This window comes from Streptomyces sp. NPDC054847, from assembly GCF_053610925.1.
Window position 1 is genome coordinate 1 of the sequence record NZ_JBSGZJ010000132.1, and the last position, 16,243, is coordinate 16,243.

The window sequence follows — 16,243 nt, forward strand, 5'->3', positions numbered from 1 at the left end:
GCGGGGCTGATTTCGCGGAGCGAAATCCAGCCCGCCTGGGGGCACCTCCCACGGCGGCCAGGCCGTAGGGGGAGCTTGAGGGCACCGCGCGCACGACTCCTCAGAACATGCTCAGCAACTGCTCCACCGTCGGCTCCGCCGACCCCTCGCCGTCCGGGAGGGCCAGTTCGAACCACACCGTCTTGCCGCGCGGCGTCCGCCGGGAGCCCCACGCCGCGCTCAGGAGTCCGACGAGTTGGAGGCCGCGGCCGCCCTCGTCGGTGTCGCGGGCACGGCGGCGGCGGGGCTGGACGAGGCCGGCGTCCCAGACCTCGCAGACCAGGGTCCGGTCCCTGAGCAGCCGCAGCCGGATCTCGCCCTCGCCGTAGCGCAGGGCGTTGGTGACCAGTTCGCTGACGAGGAGTTCGACCGTGTCGACGAGGGCCTCGAGGTCCCACGCGGTCAGCTGGGCGCGGGCCAGCTCCCGGGCCCGGCCCACGGAGCGGGGTTCGCGGGGCAGCCGCCAGTCGCCCACGGCTTCCGTCGGCAGACCCTGTATGCGGGCCATCAGCAGCGCGATGTCGTCCTCGCCGTGCCGGGTGTCGAGGGCGCCGAGCACGTGGTCGCAGACGTCCTCGAGGGGGCGTACGGGATCGGCGAGGGCGGCTCGGAAGGCGCGCAGGCCTTCTTCGAGCGGGTGGTCGCGGGACTCGACCAGACCGTCGGTGTAGAGGGCGAGGAGGGATCCCTCCGGTACTTCGATCTCGACCTCCTCGAAGGGTTCGCCCCCCACGCCGAGCGGCATGCCCGGCGGCACGTCGAGCAGCAGGGCCTCCTCGCCCGGTTCGACCAGAACGGGCGGCAGATGGCCCGCGTTGGCGAAGGTGCAGCGTCGCGTGACCGGGTCGTACACGGCGTACACACAGGTCGCGAGGTACACCTCGGAAAGGTCCGCGTCGCGGGAGGTGTGGGCCACGCGGGAGGGGACCTGGGCTCCGCCCGAGGTGCGGCCGCCCTTGGCGGGGCTGCCGAGCCCGCGGGCGATTTCGTCGAGCGCGGAGAGCACCTCGGCGGGCTCCAGATCGAGCAGTGCCAAGGTCCTTACGGCGGTGCGCAGTTCACCCATGGCGACGGCGGCCCGCAGTCCGCGGCCCATCACGTCCCCGACGACCAGGGCGGTGCGGTGGCCGGGGAGTTCTATGACGTCGAACCAGTCGCCGCCGACTTCGGTGGCGGTGGTGCCGGGCAGATAACGGCAGGCGATGTCGAGACCGGCCGCCTCCGGGTCGCCGGGGGGCAGCAGGCTGCGCTGGAGGATGAGGGCGCGTTCGTGCTCCCTGCGGTACAGGCGGGCGTTGTCGATGCAGACGGCGGCTCGGGCCGCGAGTTCGACGGCGAGGGCCCGGTCCCGCTCCCCGAAGGGCTCGCTGCCCTTGGTGCGGGAGAACTGCACCAGTCCGACGACGGTGTCGTGCGCCACCATCGGTACGGCCAGCGTCGACTGGACGAGGCTGCCTTCCTCGCCGGGGATCGACCGGACGGCGGCCGTGCGCAGGGCCCCGGCGCACGGCGAGTTGAACGGGTAGCGGTGGACCTCGCCGACCGCCGTGGGGGCGCTGCCTTCGGGCGCGCAGCCCGGCGTGGTCATCAACGGAGCGTCGGACACGGCGCTGGCGAAGGCGACCCTGCGCAGTTCGGCGCTGCCTCCTCCGAAGCCTTCGGACCGGGCGGAGCCCCACTGGCCGGGCGGGGCCTCGTCGCCGGTGAGCAGTCCTTGGTACAGGTCGACGGAGGCGAGGTCGCAGAAGCCGGGGACGGCGACGTCGAGGAGTTCGCGGGCGGTGGTCTCCAGGTCGAGGGAGTTGCCGATCCGGGCGCTCGCCTCGTTGAGGAGGGCGAGGTTCCGGCGGGCGTTCGCGGCTTCGCGGGCGGCGATGTGACGTCGTGTTACATCCGTGCCGACCCCGGCGACCCCGACGGGCCGGCCCGATCCGCCGTGCACCCGGTAGAGGTTGATCGACCAGTGCCTGCGGTCGGTGCTGCCGGGAGCCGTGCCGACGATCTGGAGGTCGGTGACCGGTTCGCCGGTCTCCAGGACCCTGCGCAGGGAGGCGTTCATCCGCTCCGCCTCGGGGCGGGAGAGGTAGTCGTGGACGGTGCGGCCGCGGTGGTCCTCCGCGGCGCCGCCGAAGACGGTGGCGAAACGCTGGTTGGCGCGCTGCACGGTGAGGTCGGTACCGAAGAGCAGGAACCCGAACGGAGATTGGCCGAAAATGGCCTGCGACGCGGCGAGGTCCGTTTCTATCCGGCGCAGCGCGCGGACGTCGAGGACGATGCAGAGCGCGCCCTGTTCGCCCTGGGCCGTCTCACTGGGCATCACATAGACCTCGGCGAGACCGTGCGCCCGGCTGCCGCCCGGCATCCGGAAGGGGACGAGTCCGGTCCACTCCTTGCCGTCGAGGATCTCGGCCAGTCTGCGGCGTCCTCGGGGCCGGAGCTCCGCGGGCATGAAGACCTCGACCGGGTCCTTGCCCCTGGCCTCGTCGGCAGTGATGCCGAACAGGTCCACGGCCCGGTCGCTCCACTGCTCGACAAGACCGTCGTGGCCGATCGAGAAGGAGGCCACCTTGATGTAGTCATAGATCGAGCCAGGCGGGCTGCTCTGCCATACGACATCGCTCGCCGTCTCAGGTATTTCGCTCACGCGACCGTCCCCTCCAGCTCACCGCACCGGACCGGCCATGACCGCAGTATTCAGCACTACGGCTCCCACCGACACGGCGTTCACGATCACAGAGCGGTCTCGTTCGTTTTGAGCCGACTCCGGCGTGATCGTCGTCCCTGAAGACTTCTAACCAGTGAGAGCCAGCTCGAACCACACGGTCTTACCGGTCCTGCCCCGGCGGGTGCCCCAGCGAACGGCGGAACAGGCCACGAGTTGCAGCCCTCGTCCGCTCTCGTCCTCACTGCGCGCCGGCCTTTTCACGGGCGGATCCGGAAGGGGATCGGAGACCTCCACCAGCAGGACCGGGGCGGCGCCGGACGGGTCCCGGCGGCTCATGCGAAGGTTGATCGGGCCAGGGGTGTAGCGCTGGGAATTGGTCACCAGCTCACTGACCAGGAGCACCGTCAGATCGCCGACGGCGGCGTCGATTCCCCACAGCCGGAGGGTGTCGCGGACCGCGTGCCGGGCCGCGCGCACCACGTTCGGTTCGGCCGGAAAAGTCCACTCGGCGCATTCGCCTCGGGTGCCGATCACGCCGATCACTTCCCCGGATCACCAGCGGAACCACGTCCTGTTTCAGGGGGTTAATCAGCCCATACCCTATTTGTCGCCCTCATTACCGCCCAGAGACCGCAATGGCCGCACCCGTTGCACCGGGGCGGCGGGTCCTTCAGCGGTGCGCGCCTTCCCCGGTCCCTTCGGCCCGCGCCCGCCGGTGGCGGGCGCAGGCGGCGACCGCGGGCACGTCCTGGTCGAGCCAGTCGACGGCGTCGAGCTCGTCGGGCGCGAGCCAGCGCAGGGCGTCGTGGTCCTGGAGCGGCTTGGGGTCACCGGACAGCAGCCGGACCGTCCACACCTGGAGCACATAACCCGCTCGCAGCGGCCACTCGCCGGGGACCCGGTCCACCGGCTCCGTCTCGATGCCCAGCTCCTCGCGCAGTTCTCGCACGAGTGCCTGCTCGGGACTCTCCCCCGGCTCCAGCTTGCCGCCGGGCAGCTCCCAGCGGCCGGCCAGTTCGGCGGGAGCGCTGCGCCGCGCGGCGAGGAGCCGCCCCTCGTCGTACACGGCTCCGGCCACGACCACCACGCGATCAGTCATGCGGCGGAGCGTACTGGGCCCGAGCATCAAGGTGTGCGCTCCGGCGGCGCCGTCAGCGGGCTGTCCGGCCGACTCGTTCGACCCAGTAGAGCCGCTGGTGGCCGCGTCCGTCGAGCGCGTCCGCGATCTTCTGCGCTTCCGCCTCGGTCGCGTACCGGCCGACGCGGTAGCAGTTGCCGTTGCCGTCCTGCCGTATGACGAGCCAGGGCAGGACAGCGCCGCTGTCGGTCATCGCGCCCCTCCCTCGGTCGGCCCGCTTGTCCGTAACGATCGCCAGGAAACCGCAGTACGCATATGCCCAACCCTACGCCTGACGTTCACTGAGCGGATACGGCTTTTCACAAAGAGACAGGAAGAGGGGCGCATCCGACTGGATACGCCCTCCGCCTCCCACCGGAGGCCGATGCGGCGCCCGGGCAGGCGCCGCAGAAAGGTCACCTCACAGGCAGGTGATACGCGATGCGGTAGCGGTCCGCGGGCACGACGACGTCGGCGGTCTCCACCGCACGACCCGAGGCGTAATACGTGCGTTCGACGACCATCACCACATGGCCGGGGACGCCGCCGAGGGCCAGCAACTCCTCCGCGAGGCCGGGCCGGGCGCCGACCTCTTCCACCACGTTGTCCACCACGATGTCGATGGCGGCCATCCGCTCGACCACTCCGCAGCCGCCGAGCGGGCCCTCCTCGGGCAGCATGACCGGCGTGCGGCCGGTGACCTCGAGCGGCTCCCAGGAGGTGGAGAGCATCATCGCCTCCCCCGCGTCCCGGAAGACATAGCGCGTGCGCATGACGCGGGCGCCGAGCTCGATGCCCAGCCGCGCGGCCACCTCCGGAGTCGCCGCCTCCTGCTCGCTGCTGGACTCCCAGGTCCCCCGGGCGCCCTCCTCCGCCTGCTCCTGACGGAACGGGCTGGCTCCCGACGGCGGCCGGAATCCGGAGCGGGCGACCCGGCGCGGCACGGGCCGCTCCCGCACATAGGTCCCCGAGCCCGAGCGGCCCTCCACGAGCCCCTCCGCCATCAAGACCTTGCGCGCCTCGAGGGCGACCGTGTCCGAGACGCCGTACTCCTCGCGGATGCGGGCCTGCGAGGGGAGGCGGGTGTGCGGCGGCAGCGAGCCGTTCACGATCTTCTCGCGAAGATCGCTCGCAACGCGCAGGTAGGCGGGCTGCTCACCGAATGTCACTGGCCACTCCCCAACAGGTTGACAGACCGCAACAGAGTCGCAACCCTCGGTTGCCGACCGCAAGCATGGGCCAACGTTTCACCCGAAGTGATGATTTGCGGCTGAGCAGAGGTTTACCGCGAGTATGAGCCGTTCGGCGGCGGCACCCCTTGACCGCAATGGTCCATACCAATACGTTCCTGCGCACACGACACCGTTCTCGGAACCCGTTTCCGGCACGCGCACAGGAATGAGCCCGATGCGTCGAAGAACCTTTGTCCGGACGGCCGTTGCCGTCTGCTCGATCTCGCTCGTCGCCACCCTCGCCCCCGCCGCCGTCGCCGGCCCGCCCGGGAGCGAAGACAGGGGCAGCGGCCACAGCCACCACAAGCAGTCGTACAAACGTGTCGGCTACTTCACCCAATGGGGCGTCTACGGCCGGGACTTCCAGGTCAAGGACATGGACACCAGCGGCCAGGCCGCCAGACTCACCCACATCAACTACGCCTTCGGCAACGTGAACGCCGAAGGCAGATGCTTCACCGGGAACGTCCCCGGCGAGGCCGACGCCTGGGCGGACTACGTCAGGCCGCTGGAGGCCCAGGACTCGGTCGACGGCGTCGCCGACACCGCGGAGCAGCCGCTCGCCGGCAACTTCAACCAGCTGCGCGAGCTCAAGGCCGAACACCCCGGCCTCAAAGTGATGATCTCGCTGGGCGGCTGGAGCTGGTCCACCCACTTCTCCGACGCTGCCCGGACGCCCGAGTCGCGCAAGGCACTCGTCTCCTCCTGCATCGACCTCTACATCAAGGGCAATCTGCCGGCCGACGGAGCGCGCGGCGGCGAAGGCGCGGCAGCCGGCCTGTTCGACGGCATCGACCTCGACTGGGAGTGGCCGGGCTCCGAGGGCGACGCCGACACCGTGTACCGGCCGGAGGACAAGCAGAACTTCACGGCGCTGGTGCACGAGTTCCGCACCCAGCTGGACGCGTACGCCAAGTCCCGGCACCAGGCCGAGGGCGGCAGGCGCAAGCACTACGAGCTGTCGGCCTTCGTCCCGACCGCGCCGGCCAAGATCGACGCCGGCTTCGAGGTCCGCAAGATCATGCGGGACTTCGACTTCGTCAATCTCCAGGGCTACGACTTCCACGTCTCGGGCGAGAAGACCACCGCCCAGCAGTCGGCGCTGTACGCCCGCGGGGACTTCAGCGTCGACCAGACGGTCCGCGACTGGCTGCGGCGCGGCGCGCCGGCACGCAAGCTGGTGGTCGGCATGCCCTTCTACGGGCAGGGGTGGACCGGAGTCACCGGCGGAGGCGACGGCATGGGCCGTCCGGCGGCCGCACCGGCCCCGGCGACCTGGGCGGCCGGCTACGAGGACTACAAGGCCCTCAAGAAGCTCGCGGACTCCGGTGCCTACAAGGTCCACCGCGACCGGCGCAACGGGCACGCGTGGCTCTTCGACGGCACGACCCTGTGGACGTACGACGATCCCGCCGTGCTGCGCGCCAAGACCTCGTACATCCGCGACCGCGGCCTCGGCGGCGCGATGTTCTGGTCGCTCGACGGTGACACCGCCGACGGCGAACTGACGGCCGCGGTCGACGGCGGGCTGAGCCGCCGCTGATCCGGGCGGCCCCGTACGGATCCGGGTCCGTACGGGGCCGCACCCGGCCCGGGACAGGCGCCGCGGGGCGCTCACGCGCCGGTCGCGTACTCCTCCTCCGGCGGCGGTGTGGTGCTCAGGCCCAGGGCGTCCCGGGCAGCGATCCGCGCCTCGGTGGTCAGCGCCCCCTCCGCGGCCGTCACATGCGCCCAGAAGGCGTCCTCGTCCGCCGCCTTCGCGGCCGCGGCCCATTCCTTGCCGGACGCCTCGAACTGCCTGGCTCTCGCCGTCAGCGAAGGTGACGCCCCCTCGGGCCAGGAGCGGCCGCGCAGCGCCGTCGCCTGCTCGGCCAGGACGGTGGACATCTCCTGGGCCCAACTCCGGTACGGAGTCGGGTCGTCGGAGAACTCCGCGTCCGGCTCCTCGTAGGCCGCGCTCTCCACGGCGCGCTCGGCGTTGATGTAGGAGAGCTGGTCGGGGTCGTGGGTCTCGGGGCCCACGCGGAGCGACCGGGTCAGCCCGTCGCCCGTGAGCGCGCAGGTGACCTCGCGGTCGCCGCGCGCCCAGCTCTCCCTGGTGGGGATGTAGTAGTACATCTCCACGTCGTCCGGGAACGCCCAGGAGTCCGGGACGTACGCGTCATTGAGATCGAGGCAGCGATCCTCCGCGAACGCCTCCCCCGCCGGGCTGCCGGGTGCCGGGTCGGACCGCTGGAACCGGTAGGTGCCGGTCACCTCGGCGTCATGCCGCTCGCCGCAGGGGACGACGTCGACGTTCACGACCTCCCGCTCCAGGTCGCCTCCCGGCACGTTGAAGCACTCGCCCTTGCGCAGGTTCTGCGTGCTCTTGGAGCGGGAGGCGCCCTCGACGCCGTCGCGGAACCCGTTCCAGGCATCGCCTGCCGCGCCCGTCACCACCATGAGCAGGACGAGCAGCGTGCTGATCGACGACAGGACGATGCCGGCGATCGCCATCCCCTTGCCGCGGCCGCCCTTGCGGCTGATCTGCCCCAGCGCGACGGCGCCGAGGACCAGTCCGAGCGGCGGCAGGCAGCAGACGACGCCGACGACCAGCGAGGTGATGGCGAGGCCGTTCACGGGCTCGGGCCGCGGGGGCGGCGGGTACGGCAACGGCCCCTGGTACGTCGGGTGTTGCGGGTAGGGCGGCCCGCCCTGTGCGGATGGGTCCACGGTGCGGGTGCTCCTCGTCGGTCCGGTGTTCGCGCACACCGATGTGAACAGGCGCGCGAATGATACGACGCGGCACCGACACCGTCGTGAGTGGCCGTGACACGGCGAAGGGGCGGCCGCTCACGCGACCGCCCCTCGACTGCTCAGCCTGTCACCGGCTCATGGCCTCACGGCGCATGAGCTGTTCGGGCTCGATTCACTCAGAACTGGAGCGCCCAGGAGTCGATCTTCCCGGTGTCGTACGACGCGTTGTCGCTGACCCGCAGCTTCCACGTGCCGTTGGCCACCTCGGACGACGCGTTCACCGTGTAGGTGGTGATCACGTTGTCCAGGCTGCCGCCGGACCCGTACGCCTTGAGGTTGTACACGGAACCGTCGGGAGCGACCAGGTCGATCCGCAGGTCACCGATGTAGGTGTGCTTGATGTCGACCGGCACGCGAAGGCTGGTCGGCGCGTTGCCGGTGACACCGCTGACGGTGATCGGCGACTCGACGGTGGAGCGGTCGCTGATCGTGTAGTCCGTGAGGTTCTCGAACCGGTCTCCGGTGGGCGGCTCGGTGCTGCCGCCGTCGCCGACGAAGAGAAGACGGTTCGGCGAGCCGGTGCCCGGGCTGGTCACGACACCGCTGGTGGCGGCGGTGGTCAGGGCCGTGGACACCTGGGCCGGGGTCGCGGTCCTGTTCTGCGCCAGGTACAGCGCCGCGGCGCCGGCGACGTGCGGGGTGGCCATCGAGGTGCCGGAGATGGTGTTCGTCGCCGTGTCACCGGTGTTCCACGCCGACTTGATCGACGAGCCGGGGGCGAAGATGTCCAGCACGCTGCCGTAGTTGGAGAAGCTGGAGCGGGCGTCGGAGCTGGTGGTGGAGCCGACGGTGATGGCCTCCGCGACGCGCGCGGGCGAGTAGTTGGAGGCGTTGGAACCGTCGTTGCCCGCCGCCACCGCGTAAGTGACGCCGGAGGCGATGGAGTTGCGCACGGCGGTGTCGAGGGCCGTGTCGATGCCCCCGCCGAGGCTCATGTTGGCGACAGCCGGCTTGACGGCGTTCCGCGTCACCCAGTCGATACCGGCGACGACCTGAGCGGTGGTGCCGGAGCCGGCGTTGTTGAGCACGCGGACGCCTACGATCTTGGCCTTCTTGGCCACACCGTAGGAGGATCCCGCGACGGTACCGGCGACGTGGGTGCCGTGGCCGTTGCCGTCCTGCGCCGTGTTGTCGTTGTCGATGGCGTCGTAGCCGTTGAAGGCACGGCCACCGAAGTCGCTGTGGGTGATGCGCACACCGGTGTCGATGATGTACGCGGTGACCCCCTCACCGGCGGTGTCGGGGTAGGTGTAGCTCTGGTTCAGCGGCAGCGCCTTCTGGTCGATCCGGTCGAGGCCCCACGAGGGCGGGCTCGGCTGGGTGCCGGAGATCGTGAAGACACGGTTCTGCACGACGGACTCGACGGCCGGGTCCGCGGCGAACTTCTTCGCCTGCGCCTCGGAGACCTTGACGGCGTAACCGTTCAGTGCGGCGTTGTACGTCTTCTCGATCTTCGCGCCGTACTTCGCCGCAAGGCGCTTGCCCGCCCTGGAACCGGCGTCACCCGCGGACTCCTCGAGGGTGACGATGTAGCTGCCCTCGATGGCACCCGGCGCACCCGCGTTCTCGATGACGCCCGTGGGCGCCGGCAGGGCGGCGGAGGCCGGAAGGGCGGAGACCGTGCCGAGTGCGAGCGCGGCGACGGATATGGCGCTGGCCGCGGCGAGTCTTCGCCGCGAGTCACGCATCACAGACATGTGAGGGGTCCTCCTCATTGGTGGTGCGTTGCTGTGGGGGATTGCGACAGGAGCATGCCAATGACGTGGCCCCAAATCCGCGTCATGTGCGTACGCCTGCCGAGCGAAAGATTGACCGATCCATAGGAATCCCACAAGAGGCCCGACCGCCAGGTAACAAGCGCGCCACACAACTGACATGCTGGCGAACCATGACGATGTACCGCTGCCCCGACTGCGGAATCAGTTCGCCGGTCGATTCTGCCACCTGGTGCTGCCCGGACTGCCGCGGGCCCTGGGACCTGGACTTCCTTGCCGCGCCGGTCCCCCTCACCGAGCTCTCCGGCCGGGTGAACTCACTGTGGCGTTACGCGGAGGCGCTGCCGCTGACCGCCCCCGTCGCCTCCCTCGGGGAGGGCCGCACCCCCCTCGTCCCACTCACCGCCACCGTCTCGGTGAAGCTCGACTTCCTCACGCCGACCCTGTCCTTCAAGGACCGCGGCGCGGTGATGCTGGCCGAGCTCGCCCGGCGCCTGCCCGGAGAGCCGCGCCGTGTGATCGCCGACAGCAGCGGCAACGCGGGGACGGCCGTCGCCGCGTACTGCGCGCGGGCCGGACTGGACTGCACGGTCTTCGTTCCCGAGGCCACCTCCGCCAAGAAGGTCGAGCAGATCCGGGCACACGGCGCACGGCTGGAACTCGTCCCCGGCGACCGGGAGGCCACGGCCCAGGCGGCCCGCGCGGCGGCGGGCGGCGAAGGGGTCTTCTACGCGAGCCATGTGTACAACCCCTACTTCCTGCACGGCACCAAGACGTACGTGTACGAGCTGTGGGAGGACCTCGGCGGCCGGCTGCCGGAGGCGATCGTCGTCCCCGTCGGCAACGGCACGCTGCTGCTGGGCGCGGCCCAGGCGCTGACCGAGCTCCACTCGCACGGCCTGATCGACTCCCGCCCGGCGCTGATCGCCGTTCAGGCGGAGGCCGTCTCGCCGCTGGCCGCGGCGTTCCACGCGGGCGCCGACGACCTGCTGGAGCGCTCCCCCGCCCGCCCGACGCTCGCCGAGGGCATCGCCATCCCGAACCCGCCGCGGGCACGGCAGATCCTGCGGGCGGTACGGGAGTGGGGCGGGACGTTCCTGACCGTCACGGAGGACGAGATCCGGCAGGCCCAACGCGACCTCGCGGGGCGGGGTCTGTTCGTCGAGTCGACGGGTGTGGCCTGCTGGGCGGCGGCCGGCGGCTGGACCGACCGCACGGCGGTCGTGCCGCTGTGCGGAGCGGGGCTGAAGACGGGGACGGCCCCGGCCTGAAGCGGTCCGCGACCGGTTGACATCGAGCGCGCTCCAAGTGATGCAATCCGGGCGCTGGAGCGATACACGACCGGACCGGGGGACCCCATGAACGAGCACACCACGCACGGCGGCGCCGCTCACGTCACGCTCATCACCGGCGGCGGCAGCGGGATCGGCGCCGCGGCGGCCCGCCTGCTCCTCGACCGCGGCCACCGCGTGGCGGTCACCGGCCGGAACCCGGAGCGGCTGCGGCAGTTCGCCGACGAACTGGACTCGCCCGGGGGACTGCTCCTGCTGCCGGGCGACGCGTCCGACCACGAGTCGGTCCAGGCCGCCGTGGACGCGACCGTCGAGAAGTTCGGCCGGCTCGACGCCGTCGTGGCGAACGCGGGCTTCGCCACGCACGACACGCTCGCGGACGGCGATCCGGAGAGGTGGCGGGAAATGGTGCTCACCAACGTCCTCGGACCGGCGCTGCTGATCCGGGCCTCGCTGCCCGCGCTGAAGGAGACACGCGGCCGGATCGTCCTGATCGGCAGCGTGGCGGGCTTCCAGAACACCCCGGGCAACATCTACGGCGCGACGAAGTGGGCCGTCACCGGCCTCGCGGAGAACACCCGCCGGATGGTGACGGCCGACGGTGTGGGCGTCACCCTCGTCGCGCCCGGTCGTGTCGAGACCCCGTTCTGGGACGGTCTCGGCGCCCTGCCTGAAGGGCACCTGCTGACGGCCGGCCAGATCGCGGACTCCATCGTGTGGGCGATCGGGCAGCCGGAGGGCGTCGACATCAACACCGTGATCATTCGCCCCGTCGGGCAACCGGTCTGACCTACGGGCCTCCGGGCCGGCCGCTGGTCATCGAGCTCCCGGCCCGGCCGTCCGGCGCTACGATCGGCCGGTCGGCGAAGGGGGCGGGAATGCGCGGCATTACACGGCGGGCCGTGCTGGTTCTGGGGATGGGGGCGGTCGCCTCCGCCTGCTCCGGACCGGACCCGCAGGACGGTGTGGACGAGGGGCCCCTTCGTACGGAGACGGAGCCGCTGGAGAAGAGGTTCGCGCTCCTCGGGCCGTTGAGCGACGCGCACTGGCTCGGCTACGACCGGGTGAAGAACAACGACGGCAGGTCGGTGCCCGGTCCGTCCGACATCCGGCTCGTCGGCTTCGCCCGGCTCGCGGGCGGCAGGGCGGCCGAGCTGACGTCGGTCGCGGAGCGCGGGTTCGGGCCGGAGCCGCTGGGTGAACTGCCGGATCGGCTCACCGCGTTCGCGCCGAAGGACGCCGAGTGGCAGCACAGCGATGCCTTCGACGACGAGATGACCGGCGGCGCGTACTCCGGCCGTTTCCTGCTGTCGCCGGCCACGGGCACGGTCTGTTTCGACGTGCTGAACGTGCCGTAGGGGCGGCGGCCGCGCCACGGAGGAGTGGCGTGGCCGGGCCGTGGGCCGGGCGCCGGTCAGTCCGAAGGCTTCCCGAGCGGCACGCCCGCCGGCTCGGCGTCACCAGCCGGCTCGACGTCGGCCGGCGGCTCGGCCTCAGCCGGCGGCAGGCCCGCTAGGCGTCGCTGCTCGTCCTCCACGATCCGGCGCGCCAGCGATCCGACCGAGATGTCGACCGCGTCCGGCGTGGCCTCCGCGACGTCGCTGCGACGGGCGTAGGCGTCGAACAGGCGGGACTTGCTCTCCAGGATGTCCAGCATCCGCTGGTCGACGCTGTCCGCGGCGAGCAGCCGGTGGACCTGTACGGCGCGGACCTGGCCCATCCGGTGGGCACGGGCGACCGCCTGATGTTCCATCGTCGGTTTGACCTGCGGTTCGCAGATGATGACGACCGATGCCGCCTGGAGGTTGAGCCCCACACCACCGGCCTCGATCTGTGCGAGGAGCACCGCGTGGCCGGGTGCGGCCGTGAACTCGTCCACGAGTTGCTGACGGCGGGCGGCGGGCACGCTTCCCGAGACGGGGCCGAACACGCCGCCGTCCAGAGCCGCCTCCACCGTGGTGAGCACATCGCGGAAGTACGAGAAGACCACCACTTTGAGCCCGTTGACCGCGGCGTCGTCCACCAGCTCGCGCAGCCGCTCCAGCTTCGCCGACTTCTCGGGACGCGCGTACGCGGCCCTGCGCATCGCCATGAAGTTGCCGCTCGCCACGGCCTCCCGGTACGCCTCCGCGTCGTCCGCGCTGAACTCCTCCCACTCCTCCACCTGGAGCAGCGAGGGCAGTTCGGTGAGCACGTCCTGCTGGTTGCGGCGCAGATAGGCCGGGGCCACCGCGCGGCGGAAGGCCTGGGAGCCGGCGACCGCGTCGCTGCCCTGGATCTCGGGCAGAAGCGCCGGCTGGAGGTGGCGGACGAGGTTGCGGAACTCCTCGACCCGGTTCTCCATCGGCGTGCCGGTGAGGAACAGGACCCGCTCGCACCGCTCCGCCCAGCGGGCGACGGCCTTCGACCTGCGGGCATCCGGGTTCTTCACGTAGTGGGCCTCGTCGACGACGAGCATGCCCGGCGCGGAGCCGTCGGGTACGGCCATGCCGTGCAGGGCGTCGAAGGTCGTGACGGCGATACCGCCCCGCTCCTGCCAGTCGGCGTACGCGTCGGCGCGGTCCGGCCCGTGCACCGTCACGGGGCGCAGTGTGCTGCGCGACCTGATCTCGCGTGCCCAGTTGATGAGGACGCTCGCCGGGCACACCACCACGAAGTGCGTCTGCCCCTGGGCGGCGAGGTGGGCGAGTGCGGCGATGGCCTGGACGGTCTTGCCGAGTCCCATCTCGTCGCCGAGGATCACGCGGCGCTGGGCGAGCGCGAAGCGGGCGCCGAAAGCCTGGTAGCCGCGGAGCGACACGCGGCGGTGGGTGTCGTCGAGTCGCTGCCCGCGTACCCGCTCCGCGAGTTCGGCGGGCAGGAAGCCCTCCGCGGTCTCCGGGTCGGTTCCCCGGCCGGAGACCTCTGCGAGCAGGCTGTAGTACTCCGCCGAACGCAGCTCGAAGTCGACCCACGCCTCGGCCTCCGACGCGGGGTCCCTCAGCAGATCTACCGACGCCTGCCCGAGCAGCAGCGGCACGCCGGCGCCCACCGCCTCCGCGGTCAGCTCCCGCACGCGGGCCAGCGCGGCGAGCGCCCGCTTCCGCCCCTCCCGGCCGGTGAGCATCATGCGCAGCCGCCCGCCGGCCGGCCGCGCTGCTGACAGCGGCTCGGCCAGCTGCTTCTCCAGCCGCTCCGCGGCGTCCAGGGCACGCCGCAGTCCCGGTCCGGCCTCCACCAGGCGGTGCAGGGCGACGACGAGTGCGGTGGTACGCGGTTCCGGCCGGTCCACGTCGATCCGTACGGCGACGGTCTCCGCCACGGCGTCCGCGATCTGCCCCGCGGCGGCGATGGCCTGGTCGGCGGTCTGCGCGCCGACGCCGGAGATCTGGCGCAGCTCGTACCGTCCCGCCGCGTGCACCTGACGCACCGTGCCGTATCCGGCCGCTTCGAGGGCGCCGAGCCGCAGCCGTCCTTCGGTGACGTCCTTGAGCCGGCTCACGGGAATGGAGCCGAGTTCCTTGTCCACCAGCTCGGTGCGGATCGGGTCGAGTGCCCCGGTCACGTCCGCCAGCGCGCGGCGGTGGTCCGAGCGGACCGCCCGCGCCGCGTCGAGCAGCCGGCCGGCCTCCGCGAGCAGTTCCCTGGCGTCCCGTCCGGCGCGCACCACCGGCGTCCCCCGACCTTCACCGCGTGCTGCCATGACGCCCCTCATGTGCCTTCCGCCCCGACGTGCGCACTCTCCCGCGCGTCGCCTGCCCTCCGCCAGTCACAGTGGCCAAGCGGCCAGCAAATCACCCGGGCCGTAGGCGGCGTCGAGCCCCGGACAGTCGACTCCGCTGCGCGAGACCGCCACGACCGGAACGGGCTCGCCGGTGAGGGCGGCCCGGTGTCGATGGAGAGCTGCCAGGTCGTGCCGGTCGAAGGGCGACTGCTCCAGCCACTTGATGGAGCCGACGAAGAGCAGATCCTTGGCGATGGGAGCGCGGTCCGCCCCGACGATGTCGATCTCGACGTCATTGGTGCGGGTCCAGTAGCCGCCCACTGCGGGGGCAGCGGGCAGCCGGTCGTCGGGCAGTATCCGCGCCAGGGCCTCGCGGACAAGGGGCTCGACGGCTCGGCCGCGCCAGCTGGTCCAGTTCTCCCGGATGCGCGCCAGGGTCAGATCGCCCCGCCCCCGCTCGATCTCCTCCATGGACGGACCGAGCAGGTGCAGCCAGAACCGCAGGTAGGGATCTGTCACCCGGTAGCGACGGTCCTTCGACGGACGCAGCGATACGGGCAACTCGGGGGCGACAATCCGCTTGTCCGTGAGCAGTTCCAACGCCCGCTGCAGCGGCGTGGCCCTGATCCCGCCGGCCGCGCGGGCGATGTTGGTGAAGGTCCGCTCGCCACTGCCGATCGCCGCGAGCACCGTACGCGCCTGAGCCTGCGGCGGGAACTCCGCGGCGAGCGAGCGTTCGGCCGATACCAGCAGGGCAGAGACCGGATCGTTCAGCGCCTCGCCCAGGAAGTCCGACAGCCCTGCGCCGTGCGGCCACTCCGCGCAGATCAGCGGCAGCCCGCCGGTGACCAGCGCGGCGTCGAAGGCTTCGGCCGGATCCAGTCCCAGCATCCGCCCGACCTCGGCGGGATTCAGCGGCCCGAGCACCATCTCCCGGCCGCGCTGGTGGAAGGGGCGTCCATAGCTGTTCAGCGCCTCCATCATCGACAGATCCGAGCCGATGAGGACCAGCAGCACGGGCTTGGTCTCCAGCACACGGTCCCAGGCCCGCTGCAGCATCCCCTCGAATGCCCCGCCGATATCCATCAGATACGGGACCTCGTCGATGACCAGCACACTCGCCCGGTCGGCGGGCAGCGCCGCGGCCAGCACATCGAACGCCGCGTCCCAACTCTCCGGCCGCGCGGCGGCCACCAGCTGCGCCAGCGGCAGCGTCGACGCCTGGGCGTCTCGGGCCAGCCGGGCCAGATCATCCGCCGGGGACGCACCGGTCGCAGCGTAGAACAAGAACGGGGCTCCGGAGCGCTCCGCGAACCGCTCGACGAGTCGCGACTTGCCCACCCGGCGCCGCCCGCGCAGCATCACGCACCGACCGGGCCGGTCCCCTCCGACCTGGGTCGCCACTTTCTGCAGCTCGCGCTCCAACGTCGCGAGCTCCTGCCGACGACCTACGAAATCCGCCACGGCTGTCGACCTCCACGTATGGCACTAACATGGATGTTACTAACATGAAGGTTAGCAGGAAGGGACCGTGGCAACACGTTGCTGCGGGCCGGGCGAGTCAAAAGGCCGCCGCCAGGCGGGGCCGGCCGGCCCGGCGGAAGACGGCACGAGCGTCCCGTGTGAGGCGGCGGCCCGCCGGACCCCGCACGGGAAACGGCGAGTGGCCGGCTCCCGGAGGAGC

The 16,243-nt window shown here is 71.5% G+C and carries 13 protein-coding genes; 4 read left to right on the forward strand and 9 right to left on the reverse strand.

What is annotated here, in order from left to right; all coding sequences use genetic code 11:
• Positions 1-100 precede the first annotated feature (100 nt).
• The 5 genes from ACWGH4_RS15940 to ACWGH4_RS15960 form a co-directional block, all read right to left on the reverse strand.
• Positions 101-2,683, reverse strand: a complete 2,583-nt coding sequence (locus ACWGH4_RS15940; RefSeq protein ID WP_453460713.1) for a SpoIIE family protein phosphatase — start codon at positions 2,681-2,683, stop codon at positions 101-103.
• Positions 2,684-2,830: 147 nt separating this feature from the next.
• A complete protein-coding gene (locus ACWGH4_RS15945) occupies positions 2,831-3,247 on the reverse strand; it encodes an ATP-binding protein (RefSeq protein WP_441264012.1) in 417 nt (138 codons plus the stop codon).
• A gap of 127 nt (positions 3,248-3,374) precedes the next feature.
• Positions 3,375-3,803, reverse strand: coding sequence for a (deoxy)nucleoside triphosphate pyrophosphohydrolase (locus ACWGH4_RS15950; protein ID WP_453460717.1), 429 nt, complete (start codon positions 3,801-3,803; stop codon positions 3,375-3,377).
• 52 nt (positions 3,804-3,855) lie between these two features.
• Positions 3,856-4,035, reverse strand: coding sequence for a hypothetical protein (locus tag ACWGH4_RS15955; RefSeq protein ID WP_005312482.1), 180 nt, complete (start codon positions 4,033-4,035; stop codon positions 3,856-3,858).
• A 202-nt stretch (positions 4,036-4,237) separates the two neighbouring features.
• The gene (locus ACWGH4_RS15960) at positions 4,238-4,990 is read right to left on the reverse strand and encodes a GntR family transcriptional regulator (protein ID WP_441264010.1); all 753 of its coding nucleotides are present in this window, start codon (positions 4,988-4,990) and stop codon (positions 4,238-4,240) included.
• A 238-nt stretch (positions 4,991-5,228) separates the two neighbouring features.
• On the opposite strand from ACWGH4_RS15960, the gene ACWGH4_RS15965 reads away from it, so the two are divergent.
• Positions 5,229-6,596, forward strand: coding sequence for a glycoside hydrolase family 18 protein (locus ACWGH4_RS15965; RefSeq protein WP_453460721.1), 1,368 nt, complete (start codon positions 5,229-5,231; stop codon positions 6,594-6,596).
• Positions 6,597-6,667: 71 nt separating this feature from the next.
• Here the strand turns inward: ACWGH4_RS15965 and ACWGH4_RS15970 are convergent, their stop codons facing one another.
• Both ACWGH4_RS15970 and ACWGH4_RS15975 read right to left on the reverse strand, forming a co-directional pair.
• Complete coding sequence (locus tag ACWGH4_RS15970; protein ID WP_453460724.1) at positions 6,668-7,765, reverse strand: DUF4190 domain-containing protein; 1,098 nt, start codon at positions 7,763-7,765, stop codon at positions 6,668-6,670.
• 200 nt (positions 7,766-7,965) lie between these two features.
• Positions 7,966-9,546 (reverse strand): S8 family peptidase, encoded by a 1,581-nt coding sequence (locus tag ACWGH4_RS15975; protein ID WP_453460727.1) that lies wholly within the window; start codon positions 9,544-9,546, stop codon positions 7,966-7,968.
• Positions 9,547-9,737: 191 nt separating this feature from the next.
• Between ACWGH4_RS15975 and ACWGH4_RS15980 the strand changes: the two genes are divergently transcribed.
• The 3 genes from ACWGH4_RS15980 (at position 9,738) to ACWGH4_RS15990 (ending at position 12,214) form a co-directional block, all read left to right on the forward strand.
• Positions 9,738-10,835: a pyridoxal-phosphate dependent enzyme gene (locus ACWGH4_RS15980; protein ID WP_453460730.1), complete on the forward strand. Its 1,098-nt coding sequence runs from the start codon at positions 9,738-9,740 to the stop codon at positions 10,833-10,835.
• Between the two features lie 87 nt (positions 10,836-10,922).
• Positions 10,923-11,645 carry an SDR family oxidoreductase gene (locus ACWGH4_RS15985; protein WP_453460733.1) on the forward strand — a complete coding sequence of 241 codons (723 nt, stop codon included), beginning with the start codon at positions 10,923-10,925 and terminating at the stop codon, positions 11,643-11,645.
• Between the two features lie 89 nt (positions 11,646-11,734).
• Complete coding sequence (locus ACWGH4_RS15990) at positions 11,735-12,214, forward strand: hypothetical protein (protein ID WP_453460736.1); 480 nt, start codon at positions 11,735-11,737, stop codon at positions 12,212-12,214.
• A 56-nt stretch (positions 12,215-12,270) separates the two neighbouring features.
• Here ACWGH4_RS15990 and ACWGH4_RS15995 read toward each other — a convergent pair whose 3' ends face one another.
• Together ACWGH4_RS15995 and ACWGH4_RS16000 are read right to left on the reverse strand one after the other, a co-directional pair.
• Positions 12,271-14,538, reverse strand: coding sequence for a DEAD/DEAH box helicase (locus tag ACWGH4_RS15995; protein ID WP_453460739.1), 2,268 nt, complete (start codon positions 14,536-14,538; stop codon positions 12,271-12,273).
• 66 nt (positions 14,539-14,604) lie between these two features.
• A complete protein-coding gene (locus ACWGH4_RS16000; protein WP_453460742.1) occupies positions 14,605-16,023 on the reverse strand; it encodes an ATP-binding protein in 1,419 nt (472 codons plus the stop codon).
• Between the last annotated feature and the right edge of the window lie 220 nt (positions 16,024-16,243).